The organism is Luteolibacter yonseiensis (genome assembly GCF_016595465.1).
Lineage (GTDB): Bacteria > Verrucomicrobiota > Verrucomicrobiia > Verrucomicrobiales > Akkermansiaceae > Luteolibacter > Luteolibacter yonseiensis.
Genome location: NZ_JAENIK010000012.1, coordinates 1,108,499 through 1,128,136 on the forward strand (window position 1 = coordinate 1,108,499; position 19,638 = coordinate 1,128,136).

Sequence of the window (19,638 nt, forward strand, 5' to 3'; positions counted from 1 at the left end):
ATGATCCTCAAAACTCTCTCCAACATACGACATCTCCTGGTTTCCATGGCTTTGGCAGGAAGCGCCTGTGCGGCCCCGGCCGTCAGCCTCAGCAAAACAAGCTATGAACCCGGTGAAAACATCACGGTGAACTTTTCCGGCGGCCCCGGAAATACCAAGGACTGGATCGGCATCTATTCCCCGGGGATCACTCCGAGCGGCAATCCGGTTTCCCTGCTGTGGTTTTACACCAATGGTACGAAAACCGCGAGCGGGAGCTTCCCCTCGGGTTCGGTGACCTTCAATAATCCGACCTTGGGGGCCGGCACCTACGGCGTCTACTTTCTCGCCAATGACGCCTACGGAATCCTCGCGGGCCCGGTCACCCTGACGATCGCCAACAGCACCCCCTCCACCTGGCGGACTTCCTCCATCCGCCTCCGTCATGCGGTTGCCGGCACCGCTTATTCGGCGAAGATCTCGGCATTCGCCACCCCCGCCACCGTCCGCAGCTTCACCAAGGTGGAAGGACCGTCGTGGTTGAACGTTTCCGCGGCGGGTGTCATTTCTGGAACGCCAGGCATCACGGACGCCGGGATCCAAACGGCACGCATCCGCCTCGCTGGTGCTGCGGGAGTTCCGACCGCCGACATTCCGCTGACGTTTGAAGTCTTCCCGGCAGGTCAGGAGCATATCTCCCGGCTCAAGGTAATGAGCTACAACGTCTGGAAAGAATGGTCACAGGTGAAAGACGGGTTTCAAAAAGGGGTGAATTCCATCCTCCAGGCGGATGCGGACATCGTGGGTCTTCAGGAATCCTCCGCCACCCAGGCGCAGGCGCTTGCCGATGAACTCGGCTGGTATCGCGCGACAAGCGGCACCGGCAGCACGCAGGTGGTCAGCCGTTATCCGATTGTGGAGAACTTCAATGCCGGGATCGGCGTGGGAGCGCGCATCCGCGTGGCCACAAGTCCGGAACGTGACATGGTGATGCTGAACTGCCATCTGGATTATCTCTATTACGGACCTTACGCCGCCCGTGTCGCAGGAGCAACGCCGCAGAGTGTTCTGGCGGAGGAAGCACGCTCGGCCCGGGATACCCAAATGGCCGCCGTACTCCAGGCAATGACCTCCCGCCTCGCTGCGGCGGACCAACTGCCTGTCGTGTTGACCGGTGACTTCAACGTGCCGTCACACCTCGACTGGACCGCCGCCACGGCATCCAGCCACGGCGGAGTCGGCCCGGTCGCATGGCCGGTCAGCACGCGCATCCACGCCGCAGGTCTCCTTGATTCGTTCCGCATCGCCCATCCGGACCCCGCTTCCGATCCGGCCAATTCGTGGTCCAGCATCCACAAGGGCACCGAAGCGCAGGACCGCATCGACTTCATCTATTACAAGGGCAAGGCATTGCGGGTGCTGGACTCCGAGATGTTCGCCACCGCGGTGGAAACCAAAGTGGGAGCCTGGGGCACGGATGTCACCCCCGTCCTCAACAACACCTGGCCATCCGATCACTTCTCGATGGTCACGACCTATGCCCTCGCCTCGGCGGATACCGATGGAAACGGCGTCAGCGACGCATGGGAACAACGCTGGTTCCAGTCCCTCGGCAGCATCCCCCAAGGCGATGCGAACAACGACGGCCTGAGCAACCGCACATCGATGCTGCTCGGTCTGCCGCCTGTCGGGGCATCCGGCCATGCCGTGGAATTCTCCCCGAGCGCGACGTCCGCCGTGCCCGACCTATCCTTCCATGTTTCCGACCTCGCGCTGGGCAACGGGCTGCGTTTGCAACGTTCGGAAAATCTCACGCAGTGGACCACGGTCTGGTCATTTGATGAAGATCCATTGTTGAAGAGTCCCACGCTGTCGGTCATCGAGCGTCTGTTCCCGGCACGGTGGAAACTGCATCTGCGGAACCTCCCGGCACCGACAAACGGTGTGAGCAGCTTTTACCGACTTTCTCATTTTTAAGCAGGATCGAAGCCCTGGCAAGGAGATGTGTGGCAGATGTGCATGATGCCCTCACCAAAACAAGAAGCCCACCACCGGCACCACCAGGGTCATGTCCACCGCAGCACGGGCGGGGATGCGACCGATGCGGGGTTGTAGCCAATCGAGCAGGCCCATGAGAAACGCGCTTGATGCCGCGCAAAGAGCTGCGGATCTGATGGAAGGGTCCCCACTGACGGCGACCACGATCCCGGCGATCACGATGAACCATGGCAGCACGTGAATCAGGACCGCACCGCGTCCGAGCTGGAGCGCGAGGGAGGTTTGACCATGACTGGCGTCCACCTCCATTTCCCAGACGGAGATGAGGGCGCAATTGGTGAAGCAGAGCAGGCAGAAAAGCAGTGCGGGCAGGCACAGGATCATGAAATGGCCGGACGCATGGACGGCGGGCGCGAGGACGCAGCCGAGGGCGAAGATCACGCCGATGCAGATTTCCTTGGGCAGGCGCAGGGGGTGATGACGGTGGAGAAGCTGGTGGGAAAACAGATAGAGCAGGGTCGGGACAAGCAGGAGCAGGCCCGCCTTGAATTCCCGGCTTTCGAGCCGGGTCAGGGCGATGAACGCGGTGGCGGCCATGGCAGCGACACCGACCCAGAAGACCGGCCAACGATGACGGATATAGAACAAATGGCGCGGCGTCTGAACGATCTCCGCTGAAAGCCGCAGCCCCTCGATCCAGCGGTCCGCCGCGTAAACAATCCAGACGGCGAGACTAAGCAGGACCGGATCATGCCATGGCAGGCTCACACCCGCGACCCGTGCGAACAGCGCCTGCCACACCAGGGCGACGAGCGGAGCGTCGAACGAGAGCACGGTCAGCCATTGCCACCAGAGCGGCCGACCGGGCTTGAAGGTGTGGGGCATGCGGGAAAGTTATTTCATTGGCGCTCCCAACGGAATTTACGTTCTGCTTCGGTGATCGCCTGATCGTTGATGCTCGCGTAGCGGCGGGCCATGTAGCCGTTCTCGTCGAACTCCCAGTTTTCATTGCCATGGCTGCGCCACCATTGGCCGCCGGCATCGTGCCATTCGTATTCGAAGCGCACGGCGATGCGGTTTCCGGTGAAGGCCCAGAGGGTTTTCTTCAACCTGTAGTCCAATTCACGCTGCCACTTTTTCGTCAGGAAAACAACCACCTCGTCGCGCCCGTTGATGAACTCCGAGCGGTTGCGCCATTCGGTGTCCCCAGTGTAGGCGAGCGAGACGCGTTCCGGATCGCGGCTGTTCCAAGCATCCTCGGCGGCCTGGACTTTCTTGAGGGCGGACTCTTCGGTGAAGGGTGGCAGCGGCGGGCGTGGATTCATGGGGCTTGGCGGAGTTGGGATTCGAGTTCGGCGATGCGGGCCTTGAGCGGGGCGACGGCTTCCGCCACCTGGGCGGCGGTGTAGCGCGGCGTGATGTATTTCGGACAGTTCCAGTCGAAGGAAACAACCCGTATCTTGAAAATCCGTTCGGTGATTTTCACCATCTCGGGGGCGGCGACCTGTGTGACCAGTTCAGGGTGATCGCGGGCGTCCAGCACCTTGGCATGACCCAGCAGCTTGAGCCGCACGCGGTGAGGGTAGTCCATGAAGAAGAGACAGACGCGGTCGTTTTCGGCGAGATTGCCGGTGGTGAGCATCTGGCGGTTGCCCTTGTAGTCGGCGAAGGCGATTTCCGTGGGCGAGATGACTTTCGCAAAACCCACCGGACCGCCGCGATGCTGGACGTAGGGCCAGCCGGTCCCGCTCACGCTGGAGAGGTAGAAGCTGTCGGACGCGCCGATGAATTCGGTCTCATCCGGTCCGAGCGGATCGTCGTGCGTCGCCGGGGGGAGTGTCTGGGACCGCCCATAATAATGCTGCTGGGCGGCCAGCACTTCGGGGGTGAAGGCGACGTCGAGAAATTTATGGGCCATGGTCGTGGGGATGGTGGGTTAGAAAACGAGCACTTGCCAGCCTTTGGTGAGGTAGTGGCGCAGGCTGAGGACACCGGACGTGCCGGCGATCGGGTTGTCATCCCTGGAATCGATCCCACAGGCGGAGATGCCGTCCTTTGCCCCGAAGACCTCCGCACAGGCACGGGACGCGCCGGCGACGACGTCCCTCACTTCGTTGTAGAGTCCGTTCGCGGGATTGGTGATTTTCGCGAGCTCCGCAGGCCAGCGCGTGCCGGTGCCGATGAACGCGACCTCCACCTCGTCGCCCGCGCGCTTGCTTTCCGAGGCGAGCGCGAGGGCGTTGAAGGCACGGGCGAAGGCTTCTTCTCCGGCTTTTGGATCGCTGATAATGATGATGGCTGTTTTCATGAGGGTGGTTTGTTTTGCCGGGGAATCGTTCCCGACCGACACGCGCATGGTGACGGCGTCCGGAGCTTTTGAATAATGCCGGTTCGCTGTTGCCGTTATGCCGGATGGGCATAACATCGCGGAATGATCGACCGAGTCCGCGCCCTGCTCACCGTCATCGAAGAAGGCAGCGTCAACCGCGCCGCGGTGAGGCTCCGCATCACCCAGCCCGCCTTGAGCAGGCAGATGAAACTGCTGGAGTCGGAGGTGGGAGGAAAACTGCTGGAACGCGAGACGAGCGGTGTGAAGCCTACCGGCCTCGGACACACGCTGGTCAAGGTCATGCGGCCGGTGATCGATTCCTATGAGGCCGCGCTCGCCGAGGTGCGCCGCCAGGCACGCGGTTCCGGCTCCGAACTGCGCGTCGGTTTCCTGATCTCCGCCGCGCAGTCCATTCTCACGCCCGCGATGGAGCGGCTGCGCAAGGATCACCCCGAAATCAGGCTCAAGCTCCACGACATGTCGCCGAAGGAACAGATTGATGCGTTGAAATCGGGGGGACTCGATCTCGCGTTGATCGGCCAGGAAGGAGCCGTCGCGGCGCGGGATTTCCACAGCCTGAAGCTCTGTTCACTCGGTGTCTGCGTGGCACTCTCCAACGGCGATCCTCTTGCTTGCCGGAAGAAGATTTCCATCCGGGAACTGGCGGGCCGCGACTTCATCGGTGTGGATGAGGATCAGATGCCGGGAAGAAACCGCTGGATCACGTCGCTGTGCCGGACCGCCGGATTCAAGCCGCGGTTCATCGCAACCACGGATGGCATCACCCATGTGCTTTCAATGGTAGCCTCAGAATCCGCCGTCACCCTGCTGCCGGATTATTTCAAAACGACCAGCCATCCCGGCATCACCTTCGTGCCGGTGTCCGATGCCCGGGCGCGCTGGGATTTCATCGTGCTGTGGCAACGTGGAAAAACCACCGCCTGCACCACGGCGCTGGTGGAGGCGCTGAAGGAAGCGGCGTTGAAAATCTCAGGCTCCCCTCTCCCGCCGTGACTCCACCACGGGATCCGCGGCGGATCACCTTTGGTAGGCCGAGGCGGTCTTGAAGGGATTGTAATATCTCCCCTTCTCATCCGTCGCGTAAACGAAACCGTAACGGTCGTTCTTCTCATCCACGGGCTCCAGCAGGATTTTTCTCAGCCTCGCGGTATCGTTGTATTCCAGCAGGACCCGTGCGGTGCCGTTGATGCCCCACATCTTGAATCCGGTTCCGAACAACCCGCCGTTGGGATAGAAATCCGTGAGACCCGCCATGGCGTGGAAACAGTTGATGGCGCTCTGGTCCTTGCGGGTGAGCCGGTCGTCGGCACGATACTTGATCTTGCCACTTTCGAGCAGGCGCAACCGCTTCACCCCGAGATCAAATCCTTCCTTGGTGATCTCGTAGGGTCCCCACATGCATACGGCGTTTTTCACGTTCGCCGCGAGTTGCAGCGTTTCCTCCAGCTTGAAGCTTTTCCCCTCGACCGGCGGACACTGGTTCCATGTGGGGAACAGGCGGGCGCCGAAGCCCTTGAAGACGCAGAGATTCGGATCGGCGGTGAAATCGTGCGGCAGCCAGCTGACGGTGAACGCCTGGAACTCGCGGTCCTTGTAGGTGCGGGTGGTGATTCCCCGGACCAGCTTGACCTGTTTGTTGTCGGGCAGCACACGGATCACCGTCATGAAAGAGTGCGAGTATCCCGGATCGTTGCCCTTGTTCTGATAGGCGAAGGGAATGATGAAATAGCGGTCACGGTTGTTCTTACCTTCGCCCAGGCGTGCGAGGATCTTGTTCTGGATGCGGCCGGCGACCTGCTGGTAGAGAGAGAGATTGTGGTTCGCGAAGTCCGCATGCTTCTGCGGCCACGCGTGCGCGGCGAAGGACAGGGAGAAGAACAAAACACCCGCCATGCAAATCCGGGTGAGGAATGAAAGGCGGCGTGCGGGTCGCGACGGGGATTTTTCCGGAGAGACGTGCGGTTGATGACCGGTCATGGGATTGGGGCGGTTGGGATTGGACGAGACGGCACGAACCGTCGATTTGAAACTGATTCGACGTATATCGATTGTTAGATCAGTTGTGCAATCCAATTTTGTGGCATCGAGGGGGAAATTCGAGGCGATGAAAATTCGGACAACAATCGAGACCGTCACATTCCCTTCGGTTCCGAACATCCGGGCCGGGATGGAAACAACACCACTACCACCAAACCCGTAAATAATTGAAGCTACAGAGCAGAATGGACCCACTGATGAAAACTCCGGGAATGATGAGCAATTGAAGTAGGGAAAATTTCAAGGTTTTCCAACGGACAACACTCGGGTGGATGTGGGCGTCAACCGAAAGCCACGCGTTGAACCAACCGGCGCCGATGGAGAAAACAACGCTGAGGCCCAGCGCAGGAACGACCAAAATATCCACCGGAAATCCGCTCCAGCCGCCTCCCCACTCCACTCCTATCAGGGAAATGACCACGAAGACGGTGGGCAGCAACCACAGTGTGCCACGGAAAACCGTGACCGCCGGGTTCTCCGGCCGCAGCAAGGCATGATCGTTGGGCAGCGGTTTCATGACAGGGCTTTACGCCCGCCGACCGATACTATCAGATGGCGGACGGACTGCAATGGCTGGGTTGAGGAGGAAAAGAATGATGACCCGCCCCCCACTTTCGCAGGTGCCCGGCGTCGGGCCGCTCAGCGTGGGGGCGTCAGATTCTTCAGGCCTTCGGCGGTGAAGTCGGAGTTGTCGTAAGTAACCCCGTGCTTGAGCTTGGATCCGTCGATGGAGGTGGTGGTGCCCTTCTGCAGGTCTTGGACCGTCATGCTGGACGGGATGTTGCGGTTGTTGTCATCCTTGTTGACCGCCACCGCCTCGATCCTGCGGAAGGCGTTTCCAGAGGACAGGTATTTCTCGATGCGCAGCGGCACCACACGCTTGGTATCGATCCAACTGCGGACCGTGGCGGAACCGGATTTCGATTCGAGGATCTGGCATTTCACGCGGTTCACGGTCTCCTCGCCGACGATCTTCTGGTTTTCCCAACTGAAAAAATCCTCAAGCACGTCCGAGCACGACAGGGATGTCCCGAGGAGAGGCCCCTTGAGCTCCGCCGCGCTGAGGTTGCGAACCTTGTCAGGGAGGGTGAGAAGGGTGCCGGACATTTCCACACCGGACCGCTTCAGAAGCACCGCTTCACCCATGCGTTCCTTGGGCCAGAGGATCTGGTAAACCACCTCGGTCGTGTTCGCGGAACGGCGTTGTTTGATCTGAAACTGCAGGGACTGCTTCGCGCCGTCCGCCGAGGTCACGTCCATCTTCACCTTGGCGAAGGAAGAGCCGTCCTGTTGGAGGCCGGCGAGCTGGGTGGCGAGAGACTTCGCATCCGCTTCCTGGGCGAAGGTGGGAGACACGAGCGCGGACAAGGTGGATAAGATGAGGATGGCTTTCATGGGTTCCAGCGTTTCAGCCCTGCATCGCGAGGCTCGGCTTGAGCCGCGAACTGCGCCAGGCGGGATACAGTCCGCTAATGACGCCCACGATCACCGAGATTGCCACCGAAATTACCATCAATCGCACGCTGAGGTCCGGTTCCAGCAATCCGTTGATGGCCGGCATCTTCTCGAGCACCTTGACGGTGATGGAGCCGACGATCACTCCGGTAACGCCGCCGAGGAATCCGAGCAACGCCGACTCAAGCAGGATCATGCGCATGACCCGCGACCGCCTCCAGCCGATGGCGAGCAGGATGCTGATCTCCTGCTTCCTCTCGAACACCGTCATCAGCATGGTGTTCATCACACCGAGGACCCCGACGATCACCGCCAGCAGCGAGGTGCCCCAGCTCATCGCGCTGATGAATTTGTAGGCCTGGCTGTTGCCGATGTTTTCGCCGGCAGGAAGGGCCTTGGCTTCGGTGACGACCGTGTTGATTTCCGCGCAGATCTTTTTGATGCCGGCTTCATCCCTGCCGGGCTCCACCCGGACGTCGACCACATTGATCTGCCCCTCGTTGCCCGTAATCTCCTGATAGAGAGAAAGTGACAGGATGACGGAGCCGTTCTCCACCAGCGCGCCACCATCAACGATGCCGACCACGGTCAGCTCGCGGGTGTCGATCTGGAGCGGGTCGCCGACTTTTTTACCCAACACTTCGGCCGCGTTGGGTCCCAGCACCACGGCGGGTTCCTTCGCGTCATTCGGCAACCTGCCGGAAATGAGCTTGAGATTCTGCCAGGAGAAGCCACCCCACTCGCGGGAGGAAACGATCATCATGGACGAGGACTCGATGCTCGTGAGATCGACATAAAGCGAACACGCCGCCGCCACTCCGGGAACCGCGGAAATGCGGTCGCGCACGGATGTGTTGAAAGGCTTCGGGGCAAGTCCGCTGCCCATGCTGCTGACCACGATGTCCGTGCCGCGTGCCTGCATGCCTTTCGCCCAGCTTTGCTCGAAGCCTCGGGAAATTCCAACGAGCGCGACCACGGCGGCAATACCGATGGAAATGCCGACCAATGTCAGCCCGGTGCGGACCGGCCTGCGCAGGAGACCACGGACGATGATGGTGAAAAACGTCATGTCAGATGGCCCCAGGTGGAGGGTTGCTATCGGAAACCACGCGGCCATCCTTCATGTGGATGACCCGCGAGGCGCGGGCGGCGATTGAGGGATCGTGGGTGATCAGGACCAGCGTCATCCGGTGTTCCTGGTGGAGGCGGATGATGAGATCGAGGATGAAATGGGCGTTCTCGCTGTCGAGATTCCCGGTCGGTTCGTCGGCCAGCAAGACGGAGGGGCTGTTGCCGAGACTGCGGGCGATGGCGACGCGCTGGCGCTCCCCTCCCGAGAGTTTCGAAGGAAAATGGTTTACCCGCTTTTCCAGCCCCACCGCCTGCAAGAGTTCCAGGGCCCGCGTCTTGCGATCTCCGGCGGTGCGATCCGTTTCCAGCATGGGCATCTGGACGTTTTCCACGGCGGTGAAGGTCGGCAGGAGGTGGAATGCCTGGAAAATGATGCCGATCTCCCTCGCCCGGTAGGCAGAGGCCTGAGAGTGGTGCGGCAACGGCGCGCCGCGATATTTAAGAGTCCCATCCGTAGGTTCGTCGAGCGCGCCCAGCATCTGGAGCAACGTGGATTTCCCGCAACCGCTGGGACCCGTGATGGCGACGAACTCACCCTCCATGATGCGCAGGTCCACTCCGCGCAGCGCCTGAACGCTGCCTTCGTCGTAGTCCTTCTTCAGGGCTGTCAGTTCATAAACGCATGAACCGGCCGTGCGGGATCCGCTCATACCGGTGAATTCTCCCTCCGGTTCCACTGTGCGCCCACGCGGGGATCGGCCAGCGCGCGGAACAGATGCAGCATCGCATGGCGGTAGCTTGGAAAGGGGTGGATCTCATCCGGGTGCTTCGGCTCGAGCTCGGGCGCGAGCCTGGGCAGCTCCGCGTGAGGCAGGCCGACGTGCAGGTGGTGCAGGCCGTGATAGGGCTCGTGAAGCAGGGTGAAGGCAACCAGTTTTCCGGTCCAGGTATCCGCCACGATGTTGCGTGTCCCGCTGTTGATGGTGCTCCCCGTCAGCCCGACGTGTTCGATGTACTTCCGCCAGCTTTGGAGGTCGCCGGCGATGAAGGTGGGGATGAAATACATCCACAGGAAATATTTCCACAGGCCGAAGAAGGCGACCGTCGTCAGGATGACGACCCACAGCACACCCATGAGGGCGAACTCCTGCCAGATGCGCTTGCGGACCTTCTTGCTGCGGATCGGCGAGCCCTTGCGGAGGAAGGTCCGGAGGAAAAGAAACGGCACGAAGAACATGCCGAAGGTGAGTTCGAAAATGGCGATGAGCACCCGGAACCAGCGCGGGGAAGAAGTGAAAACAAACGGCCAGAGTTCCTCATCCCGCTCCGTGGTGAAGTGTGCGTGGTGCGACTGGTGCGACGCCCGGTAGAGGCTGAAGCTCATGAAACTGAGAAGACCGATGAGCACGCCGTCGAATTCGTTGAACTTGCGGTTCCGTCGCAGCAGACCGTGCGACGCCTCGTGGAAGCCCACCGCCGCGCCGTGCATGAGGTGGCTGATCACCAGCACCACCGGCACCGCCCACCACAGCGAAACCTCGTTTTTCAGGATGAGGAACATCGTGATCTCTGCGAAGAGAGCCATGATGATCACGATCTGGAAAGCCTGGCGGCTCACCCAGTGCGGCTCGTTACCGACGTCTGCTGGCAAGGTTTTCATCGCGAGGCGGTCATGAGGTTGGAGGCTGGGGCATGGCAGGCATCCGCCAGCGAGCTTTGATAGAGATGGTCGAGGTCCCTGATGTCGGCAAGGGATAAAAGTCCGCGACGGAACAACCAGACGATCTCCAGACCTTCACCATCGGCCGTGATTTCACAACCGAGATCGAAGCGGGCGGTGCCGGTGGACCGCATCCGGAGCTTGCTGGAAATGCGCGGCAGCGTGACATCCGGAACGGGGTGGTTCTGCAGGGCGAAACGGACGTCGAAGATCGAATGCCGCCCGGGCAAACAGGGTTCGCCGATCGCGGCGGCGAGTTCGGCGAAGGGCATCGCGTTGGCGAAACAATCCAGCGTGGTTTCCGCGACCTTTTTCAGGTGATCGGGGAAATCGCGTGAAGGATCGACCTGCCCGCGGATCGGGACCACTCCGGCGAAGTAGCCCATGGTCTCGCGGACGGAATCCTTGTTACGGTTCGCGACCGGCGTTCCGACGAGGATGTCCGTCTTGCCGGTCCATTTGGAAAGCGTGAGCTGGAACACCGCGAGCAACGTACTGAAAAGCGTGGTGCCGTGGCTGACCGCCAGCGCCTTGCCGCCCCGCGCGAGATCCGCGGGGATGGCCGACACCCAGCGTTCGAGTGGTTGCGACGTGTCGGTTCCATCCCAGATCCGGGTCGAACCGGCGAGGTGGGATTTCCAAAAACCCGTGCGCCGCGCCACATCGGCGGGCTGCCATGAAGCACGCTCCGCGGCGGCCCACTCGCTGTAGGTCTGACCGACGGGCGGCAGGGAGTTTTTCAGTCCCATCATGCCGACGGCGACGGCTTTTTTCAAGCCGGAGAGGCCCATCACGTAGGCGGTGCAGAGGTCCTGCACGAACACCCCGAGCGACCATCCGTCCGCGATGGCGTGGTGGAAAGCGAAAGCGAGGACATGGTCATTCACCCCGCGCCGGATCATTTCCACGCGGTGGACAGGCCCCTGCAACATGTCGAACGGACGGCGGTAGGTTTCCTGCATCACCGCCTCCAGATCCTCGCCGGGAGCGAGTTCACGATAACCAAGCACCGCTTCCACGGCGGTGCGGATCATCTGCAGCGGTCGCTCCTTGCCCGGCAGGAACGAGGTTCGCAACGCCTCATGGCGGTCGATGACCCGTTGGAGCGCTGCCTCGCATTGTTCATGCGTGAGCGGCCCCCTGATTTCAATGAGTCCGCAGATATGGTTCGCCGGATGCGGGACGGGAATGGGAGAATTCTCCCATAACTCGCGCTGCGGCAGGGTCACCGGCTGGAGGCGGGCTTCCCCGCTTTCCAGCCAGAGCTTGAATTGTGCTCTCGGATCCGACATCAATGGACGAGGTTTTTGTCAGCGGCACCATCTTTCTCGGACGTTCCGCCCAGCAACAGATCCAGATCCTCGTCCGAAATGGAGTCGAGGTCGATTTCCTCGGAACTGGTGGCGGCTTCGGCGGCCACCGGTTTGGCCGGCGCATCTCCATCGCTGCCCATCTGCTCGGCGATGAGCGTGGCGATCTGGCCGATCGTCCGCGCCCGCATGAGGCTGGTAGGGGGAAGCGCGACACCGATGGAACTTTCCAGCATGGTCTCGATTTCCACACCCATCAGCGAGTCGAGGCCGAGGTCGGTGAGAGGTTGATCCTCTCGCAGGCTGTCCGGCTTCACCCGCAGCACCGAGCCCACGACATCGCGGACGGCCTGGCCGATGACCGCGTTCTTCTCGTCCGCCGGAGCGGCCTGGATCTTGCCGCGCCAGTCGTTGCCACCGCCTCCGGCGTCCTGCGTTTCCACGCCTGCGGCGAAGATGCGCTCGACCAGCGGATTGTCCTGCATGCCGCGGAAGGACTGGCGCCATTTCGCCCAGTCCACACGGATCGCGGACATCTGGGTCGCGTGACCGGTAAGGAACGACTCCATGAGCGAAGTGACCTCGCCGGGTGTGAGGGCGCCGGTGCCCTGGCGTGCGAGGAACTCCGCGACCCGTTCGTTGCGGGCGACGTAGCCTTCGCCACCGAGCACGCCCCAGTTGATCGCGAGGGCGGGCAATCCCAACGCGCGGCGATGGTGGGCGAGAGAGTCGAGGAAGGCGTTCGCCGCCGCGTAGTTGCCCTGTGCGGGATTGCCGAAGATGCTCGAAACCGACGAGAACATGACGAAGCAGTCCAGCTCCATGTCCTTGGTGTTTTCATGCAGCAGCCATGCGCCGTGGGCCTTCGGAGCCATGACGGTGCGCAGGCGGTCAGCCGTGAGGGCCGAGAGCGGTGCGTCGTCGATGACCATCGCGAGGTGGAAAATTCCCTTGAGTGTCGGGATTTCGGAAACGAGGCGCTTCACGTCCTCCGGAGAACCGATGTCCGCCTTGATGACACGGGTGGAAATGCCCTGCGCCTCGAGCTTCGCCACGAATTCCACAGCTTCCGGTGTGGAGGCACCGCTGCGGCTGCTGAGCACGAGGTGGCGCGCACCGCACTCGACCAGCCACTCGGCGAGGACCCGGCCGAATCCTCCGAGACCGCCGGTGATGAGGTAGGCTCCGTCCGATTTGATGGAGAACGCCGGCAACGCCGGGTCGCCCTTGCGGGACATGAAGGGCTCGGCAAAACCGACCACCACTTTTCCAGTGTGCTTGCCGCCCGCCATGAGGCGGAACGCGGCATCGATCCGGCTTGCGGGGAAGGAGCGGAACTGCAGCGGCTTGAGCGCGCCTTTTTCCACCAATCCGGCGATTTCCGCCATGAGTTCGCGGGTCTTCTCCTCGTCTCCGGCGAAGATCGCGTCCATGGCGATGACGTGGAACGAGGAATTCCGGCGCAGTCCCCACAGCGGGATACGCGAGTTCATGTAAATGTCGCGTTTTCCGATCTCGAGGAAACGGCCGGACTCCGCAAGGCAGGAAAGCCCCATCGGAATCGCCTCGGCGGCGAGCGCGTTGAGGACGATGTCCACGCCACGACCGTTGGTCAGCTCCATGACCGACTCCGCGAAATCACCACGGCGGGAATCGATGACGTGTTTCACGCCGAGCGTCTTGAGCAGCGCCCGCTTGGTCGTGCTGCCGGCGGAGGCGATGACCTCCGCACCCAGATGATGGGCGATCTGGATGGCGGCCATGCCGACGCCACCCGCACCGGCATGGACGAGGATGGTTTCCCCAGCCTTCATGCGGGCCACGGTGTGCAGCGCGTACCATGCGGTCATGAAGACCACGGGCAGCGTCGCCGCTTCCTCGAAGGAGAGGTTGTCCGGCATCTTCCGGACATCCGCCGCACGGGCGAGGGTGTGGGTCGCGAGACCGAAGACAGAGAGACCGAACGCCTTGTCGCCGACCGAGAGATGGGTGACGTCCGCACCGACGGCGATCACCTCCCCTGCCACCTCGTCGCCGAAGATCCGCGCGTCGGCGGTTTCCGCAGGATAGAGTGCGAGGGCCTTGAGAACGTCGCGGAAGTTCATCCCCGCCGCCTTCACCTGGATCAGCACCTCGTTGGGAGCGCAGGTGGGCGGTTCGAACGAGGTGAAGCGCAGGCTGTCCAACAAGCCACGCTCGCGGGATTCGAGACGGAGCGGGACAGATGCATCTAGGCGTTGCTCGTGGTTTTCAAATCCACGGGTGATCCGCTGGACGTAACGGGCCTCGCCACGCAGGGCGACCTCGCGCTCCGTATCGGGGTGGAGCAGTTCGCTCCAGAGCAGCGCGCGATCTTTCGCGGACGCCTCGCTTGGCAGGTCGATGCCACGGCAGGCGAAGTTCGGATGCTCACCGAGGATGACGCGGAAAATTCCGATGGATGGCGCTTGGGAAACGGCGGTCGCTCCCATGCCAAGTCCCGTCGGCTGCGCGCCACGGGTGACAAGGTCGATCCGCAGCTTCGCGACGGCCATGGTTTCTTCCAGCGCGTGCGTGAGATGCAGCAGCGAACCGATGCCCATGAGCGCGTCGTCGGTCGTTTCATCAAGCGTCCACAACCAGACGATGCGTTCCGGAGCGGTGTCCGCGAGCAGCGCGGCGAAGAGTTCTTTCCAATCTTCCGGCGCGTCGTCGCGCACGGTGAATCCGCCGGCCTCCGTCGCGGCAAACTTGTCGCCACGACGTACGATGCGGGCGCTGGAACCGGCGGCATTGACCTGTCCGGCGATTTCGGCGCCTAGCCCGGATTCATCCGCGAAGATGATCCACGACGCCTCCACCGGGATTTCCGCTGCCGCGTTTTCCGCGATGACATCGCCGCCCTTGCGGCCGAGAATACCGATCTGCCCTTCGCCCTCCGGTCCTTGCAGACCGGGCATCGAAGTGGTTTCGGCGAAGCCTACGTGCTTCAACGCAGCCTCCCACTGGTCACGCTGCATCAGCGGCTGTTCCGGACGCAGGTCGCGGTCGGTGAGATGCCACCAGCCTTGGGTGAGGCCGAACACCGATTCCGTCCAAAGCTGCGGCGTGGCAACATCCATGAACATCAGTGTGCCGCCCGGGACGAGCAGTTCGTGGAGGTTTTTCAACGTGGCGCGGACATCGGCCACAGCGTGGAGGACGTTGGTGCCGATGATGAAGTCGTAGCTGTCCGGCTGGAAATCCTGGCCGGCGGGTGCCTTTTCGAGATCGAGCACCTTGTATTCCACTTCCGGGTAAGCGGCCAGCTTCTGGTTCGCGGCGGAGAAGAACCCGGCGGAAACGTCGGTGAAGGTATAGCTGTGGATGCCACGGTCAAGCAATGGCAGGACCTGTGCGGCGAGACCACCGGTGCCGGCACCGACTTCGAGAATCCGCAGCCCGCGACCTTCGGGCAGGCTGCGCGCGGCTTCCCGCACGGCACCGCCGATACTGGCCATCCAGTGGCTGGAGAAAAGTCCGTCGCCGTAGAAGTGGTCGAGCAGATCGGCATTCGTACCGCCGAAAAGAACCTGCACGGCGTCCTTTTCACCACGGATGATCGCACCGAATTCTCCGCAGGTGGAGGTGCAGAGCAAGGCTTCCGGCAGATGGCCCGGGTAGCTGGTGATGAAATCCTTGAGGATCTCCTGGGACGAATCCGCAGCGGTGGCGAAATCAGCGGTCGGCGTCCACGAACCGTCGCCGGAGGTGAGCAGGCCGCGCTTGGCGAGCTTGTCCATCAGACGGCCGAAGACCGTGCTCATCGTCGGGGAAACGCCCAGCGATTCCGCGGAAAACGCGGCGTCCACTCCGATTTCACGAAGACCGTTCGCGATGAGCGCGGCGGCGAGGGTGTCTTCGGCATGCATCACCGCTTCCAGAGTCGACCGACCGCGCAGGGCGAGGACTTCATCCAACGCGGTGCCCGCTATTTCCTTGAGTTGAGCCAGTGGAACAGACGCTTGCGGTGATGGAGGAACGGTTGGCAGCGTGCGCTCCCAATCGACATTGTAGATGAGGTCGCGGGTGCCACCGGAGGAACCGGCGCGGCGCACGTTCGACATGCTGACCGCGCGGAAGCCGTCCACGAGGACGCACGGGCGGCCGGATTCGTCGTAGAGGCCGATGCGGCCTTCGATCAATTCCTCATTGAAATGGAGGACTTTCGCACGGACCTGGGTCGAGGCTCCGGGCGTGCGGAGGAATAGGATTCTCGCGAACCTCACCGGCAGTTTCATTTTCGCGTTGCGGTCCTCGACGGTTTTCGCACCGGCGGAGAAGACCTGCAGCGCGCCGTCCAGCAGCACCGGATGCAGCGCGTATTCGCCAGCGCGGGATTCGATGGCTTCCGAAAGGGAAACACGGCCAGCGGATTTTCCGGCACCGGCGGCCAGTTCACGGATCGGCTTGAACTCCTCGCCATAGCGCAGGCCGAGATCGCTCATGTGGCCGTAGAAAGCGCCGACGCCTTCGGATTCAAGATCGGCGTCGGGGGCCGGAAGAGTGGAATTTCCGAACGACGACTCCGTGCGCTCGCTGCGCAGGGAACCGACGACGTGCACCGACCACGAGGCGGCCTGGTCGAACTTGCTCTGGATCGTGAACGAACGCTCGGCGGGTTCGTAGGTAAGTTCCAGGGCCACGGACGACGCCGGATCCGGCAGGATCAACGGGCGGCGGATTTCGAAGTCCTCGATGGCGAACGGCCGTCCTTCGAACAACTGCACACCGGCCTCCAATGCCATTTCCACAAATGCGGCCCCCGGGAAAATGATGTGGGTGTCCACCTTGTGATCCTTGAGGAAAGCCATGTGGCGGTTGTCCAGACGGGCGCTCCACGTTGGGGTGGCACGCGGCTGCCGGCTGTCGAGCAGCCCCTTGCCACCCGGCGCGAGACGGGCGTCCCGCAACTCGGCGCACTCGTGCCACCAACGCGCCCTGTCGAACGGATAAGCGGGCAGAGTGAGGAACTCACGAGACGGGGTCATCTCGGCGAAATCGAGGACCACGCCACCGCGATGCAGATCCATGGCGGCCTCGAGGAACGAATCATGCTCCCGCTCGCGGCGGGCGGATGCCGTGACCTGGGCCTTGAGGCCGCGCTCGGTGAGGCACTCCTGGATGGACATCGAAAGCGCGGGGTGCGAGCTCAGCTCCAGCCACACATCGACACCGAAATCGGCGACAGCATTGACGGCTTTGACAAACTGCACCGGCTGGCGGATTCCCCTGCCCCAGTGTGCCGCCACGCAGTCGTTGCCGGAGCAGCGGGCACCGGTAACGGTGCTGAAGAACGGCAGCGTTTCCTCCTGAGGAGTGATGTCCGAGAGATCGGCGTTCAGGCGGTCCGCCGCCGGTTGCATCATCGCGTGGTGATACGGATGATCCACCCGGACGAAGCGGGCGAAGATGTTCTTCGGTTCAAGCTCGGCACGGATCGCCTCCAGCGAGGATTTGACGCCCGCCAGCGTGAGAGAACGCGGGCCGTTGAAGGCGGCGATGCTCACCGACCTGTCGTGGCGGGAAATGATTTCCAGCGCCTCGTCTTCCGAAAGAGCCACGGCAAGCATGGTGCCTTCGCCACGGGCGCATTCATTCATGAAGCGCGCGCGCAGCACGATCACCCGCGCGGCTTCCTCCAGCGGCAGGATTCCTGCGACGCATGCCGCCGCGACCTCGCCGACGCTGTGACCGACCACTGCGGATGGTTCCACACCGAGTGATTTCCAAAGGGCGGCCAACGAGACCTGCATGGCGAAGATCGCCGGTTGGGCGATCTCGGTGATCTGGATTTTCGAATCCGCCTCGTCGCGCCCCAGTTCTTCAAGAAGGGAGAAGCTCGCGTACGGACGCATCGCCGCTTCGCAGGCTTCCATCGTTTCACGGAACACCGGCTCGTTGCGCATCAGCTCGCGGCCCATCGCCCACCATTGGGGGCCTTGGCCGCTCATGACAAAACCGATGCGTGGCGCGAACTCGGGCCGGGGAGTGAAGGAAACACGCCCCTTGCCTGTGGTGGATCCGGAGGCGAACTCGCGCAGTTCCTCGGTAAGCTCGGCGGACGAACTGCCGACCACCGTCAGGCGGTGGGCGTGATGGTTGCGGCGGGCTCCGAGCGTGTAGGTGAGTTTCGGCAGGACGGGAGAAACACCATTACCAAGTTCATGGGCTTCGATCCAATCACCCAAACGCGCCGCGGTGGCTTTCAACGCATCCTCCGAACGGGCGGAAATCATCAACGGCCATGAACGGTTCATCGGGAAATCCCGGCCTGTCACGCCAGCCGGGGCCGGCGGCTCGGCGAGGATGACGTGGGCGTTCGCTCCGCCAAATCCGAATGAGTTCACCCCGGCGATGCGACGCCCGCCGTCATTCGGGAACGCTTCCATTTTCACAGGAACGCGCAGCTTGAGCGCCTCCATATCGATGTGCGGGCTGGGATTCTCAAAATGAAGGCTCGCGGGAATCTGGCCGCGCTTGAGCACCAGCATGCCCTTGATCAGGCCCACAATGCCCGCCGCGGTCTCCAAGTGGCCGAGGTTGGTCTTCACCGAGCCGATCGGAAGCGGACTCTCCCGCTCGACGCAGAGCGCCTCCGCGAGGGCCGTCGCCTCGATCGGATCGCCCACCGCAGTACCGGTCCCGTGGGCTTCCACAAAGCCCACTTCCTCCGGGCGGATGCCCGCATCCGCACAGGCGTCACGGATGAGCTGTGCCTGAGCCTCGGTGCTCGGGAGGGAGATACCGTTGGTGTGGCCGTCCTGGTTGAGCGCCGAGCCGAGGATGACCCCCTGGATGGGATCGCCATCCGCGATGGCTTGGGAAAGTGGTTTGAGCAGGACCATGCCCGCCCCCTCGCCACGGACGAATCCGTTCGCTTCCGCGGCGAATGCCTTGCAAGCGCCATCCGGGGAAAGCATGCCCGCCTGGGAAAAACCGATGAACCCGTCCGGCGTGATGATCACCGTGACACCTCCCGCCATGGCCATCTCGCAACGGCCGGCGTGCAGGGCTTCACAAGCGAGATGGACCGCCGTCAGCGCGGACGAACACGCGGTATCCATCGAGAGGCTCGGGCCGCTGAGGTTGAAGCAATAGGAAATCCGGTTCGCCGCGATGCTGTGGGCGCTGCCGGTGGGAGAGTGCGAGCTGATGCCCTTGCGGTCCGTGCCGCCGCCTTGGATGTTCTGATAGTCGTTATGGGAGACACCCATGAACACGCCGATGTTGGTGCCTTTTTCGAAATCCAGCACCAGGCCGGCGTCCTCGATGGCTTCCCACGCGGTCTCCAGCAGGAGCCGCTGCTGCGGGTCGATATAAGGTGCCTCACGCGGCGAGATGCCGAAGAACTGGGGGTCGAACTGGTCGATCTGGTCGAGGAAGCCCCCGCGTTTTGCGATGGATTTCCCGGTGATGCCGGTCTCGGCATCGAAGAAACGCTCCACGTTCCAACGGTCCGCCGGAACTTCGGAAATGGCATCGCGCCCTTCCACCAGCAGGTTCCAAAACGTCTCGGCGTCGTTGACTCCGCCGGGAAACCGGCAGCCGATTCCGATGATCGCGATGTCCTCCCTGTTTCGTCTGTCTTGTTCCCCGGCGGCTGGGGTGGATACGGGCGCGTGGGGAAGAGGTGAACTGGACATAGTTGATCGAAGAGTGGTTTTAACAGATCGGGGTTTCTTTTGACGCAAACTACC

General features: G+C 62.3%; 14 protein-coding genes. 2 read left to right on the top strand and 12 right to left on the bottom strand.

Going from position 1 to position 19,638, the window contains the following annotated elements; genetic code table 11:
- Positions 1 to 45: 45 nt before the first annotated feature.
- On the top strand, positions 46 to 1,956 hold the full coding sequence (locus JIN84_RS20320) for an endonuclease/exonuclease/phosphatase family protein (RefSeq protein WP_200352903.1): 1,911 nt from the start codon (positions 46 to 48) through the stop codon (positions 1,954 to 1,956).
- Between the two features lie 51 nt (positions 1,957 to 2,007).
- Here the strand turns inward: JIN84_RS20320 and JIN84_RS20325 are convergent, their stop codons facing one another.
- Genes JIN84_RS20325 through JIN84_RS20340 form a run of 4 tightly spaced genes read right to left on the bottom strand, consistent with a single transcriptional unit; the run spans position 2,008 to position 4,285 of the window.
- On the bottom strand, positions 2,008 to 2,862 hold the full coding sequence (locus JIN84_RS20325) for a hypothetical protein (protein WP_200352904.1): 855 nt from the start codon (positions 2,860 to 2,862) through the stop codon (positions 2,008 to 2,010).
- Between the two features lie 14 nt (positions 2,863 to 2,876).
- Positions 2,877 to 3,302 (bottom strand): nuclear transport factor 2 family protein, encoded by a 426-nt coding sequence (locus JIN84_RS20330; protein WP_200352905.1) that lies wholly within the window; start codon positions 3,300 to 3,302, stop codon positions 2,877 to 2,879.
- Entirely contained in the window at positions 3,299 to 3,895 is a 597-nt protein-coding gene (locus JIN84_RS20335; RefSeq protein ID WP_200352906.1) for a pyridoxamine 5'-phosphate oxidase family protein, read from the bottom strand. The genes JIN84_RS20330 and JIN84_RS20335 overlap by 4 nt, the downstream gene beginning before the upstream one ends.
- An 18-nt stretch (positions 3,896 to 3,913) precedes the next feature.
- Complete coding sequence (locus JIN84_RS20340) at positions 3,914 to 4,285, bottom strand: DsrE family protein (protein WP_200352907.1); 372 nt, start codon at positions 4,283 to 4,285, stop codon at positions 3,914 to 3,916.
- Positions 4,286 to 4,408: 123 nt separating this feature from the next.
- Here JIN84_RS20340 and JIN84_RS20345 point away from each other — a divergent pair, with 123 nt between their 5' ends.
- Positions 4,409 to 5,320, top strand: coding sequence for a LysR family transcriptional regulator (locus JIN84_RS20345; RefSeq protein ID WP_200352908.1), 912 nt, complete (start codon positions 4,409 to 4,411; stop codon positions 5,318 to 5,320).
- Between the two features lie 24 nt (positions 5,321 to 5,344).
- On the opposite strand, the gene JIN84_RS20350 is transcribed toward JIN84_RS20345, so the two are convergent.
- The 8 genes from JIN84_RS20350 to JIN84_RS20385 form a co-directional block, all read right to left on the bottom strand.
- On the bottom strand, positions 5,345 to 6,304 hold the full coding sequence (locus JIN84_RS20350; protein ID WP_200352909.1) for a hypothetical protein: 960 nt from the start codon (positions 6,302 to 6,304) through the stop codon (positions 5,345 to 5,347).
- Positions 6,305 to 6,509: 205 nt separating this feature from the next.
- Positions 6,510 to 6,881 carry a hypothetical protein gene (locus JIN84_RS20355; RefSeq protein WP_200352910.1) on the bottom strand — a complete coding sequence of 124 codons (372 nt, stop codon included), beginning with the start codon at positions 6,879 to 6,881 and terminating at the stop codon, positions 6,510 to 6,512.
- 122 nt (positions 6,882 to 7,003) lie between these two features.
- A complete protein-coding gene (locus tag JIN84_RS20360; protein ID WP_200352911.1) occupies positions 7,004 to 7,759 on the bottom strand; it encodes an outer membrane lipoprotein-sorting protein in 756 nt (251 codons plus the stop codon).
- Between the two features lie 13 nt (positions 7,760 to 7,772).
- A complete protein-coding gene (locus tag JIN84_RS20365; protein ID WP_200352912.1) occupies positions 7,773 to 8,888 on the bottom strand; it encodes an ABC transporter permease in 1,116 nt (371 codons plus the stop codon).
- A gap of 1 nt (position 8,889) precedes the next feature.
- On the bottom strand, positions 8,890 to 9,600 hold the full coding sequence (locus JIN84_RS20370; protein WP_200352913.1) for an ABC transporter ATP-binding protein: 711 nt from the start codon (positions 9,598 to 9,600) through the stop codon (positions 8,890 to 8,892).
- Complete coding sequence (locus tag JIN84_RS20375; protein WP_200352914.1) at positions 9,597 to 10,550, bottom strand: fatty acid desaturase family protein; 954 nt, start codon at positions 10,548 to 10,550, stop codon at positions 9,597 to 9,599. The genes JIN84_RS20370 and JIN84_RS20375 overlap by 4 nt, the downstream gene beginning before the upstream one ends.
- Positions 10,547 to 11,902, bottom strand: coding sequence for a condensation domain-containing protein (locus JIN84_RS20380; RefSeq protein ID WP_234043587.1), 1,356 nt, complete (start codon positions 11,900 to 11,902; stop codon positions 10,547 to 10,549). The genes JIN84_RS20375 and JIN84_RS20380 overlap by 4 nt, the downstream gene beginning before the upstream one ends.
- Complete coding sequence (locus JIN84_RS20385) at positions 11,902 to 19,584, bottom strand: type I polyketide synthase (RefSeq protein WP_200352916.1); 7,683 nt, start codon at positions 19,582 to 19,584, stop codon at positions 11,902 to 11,904. Before JIN84_RS20385 ends, JIN84_RS20380 begins: the two co-directional genes overlap by 1 nt.
- Positions 19,585 to 19,638: the final 54 nt, after the last annotated feature.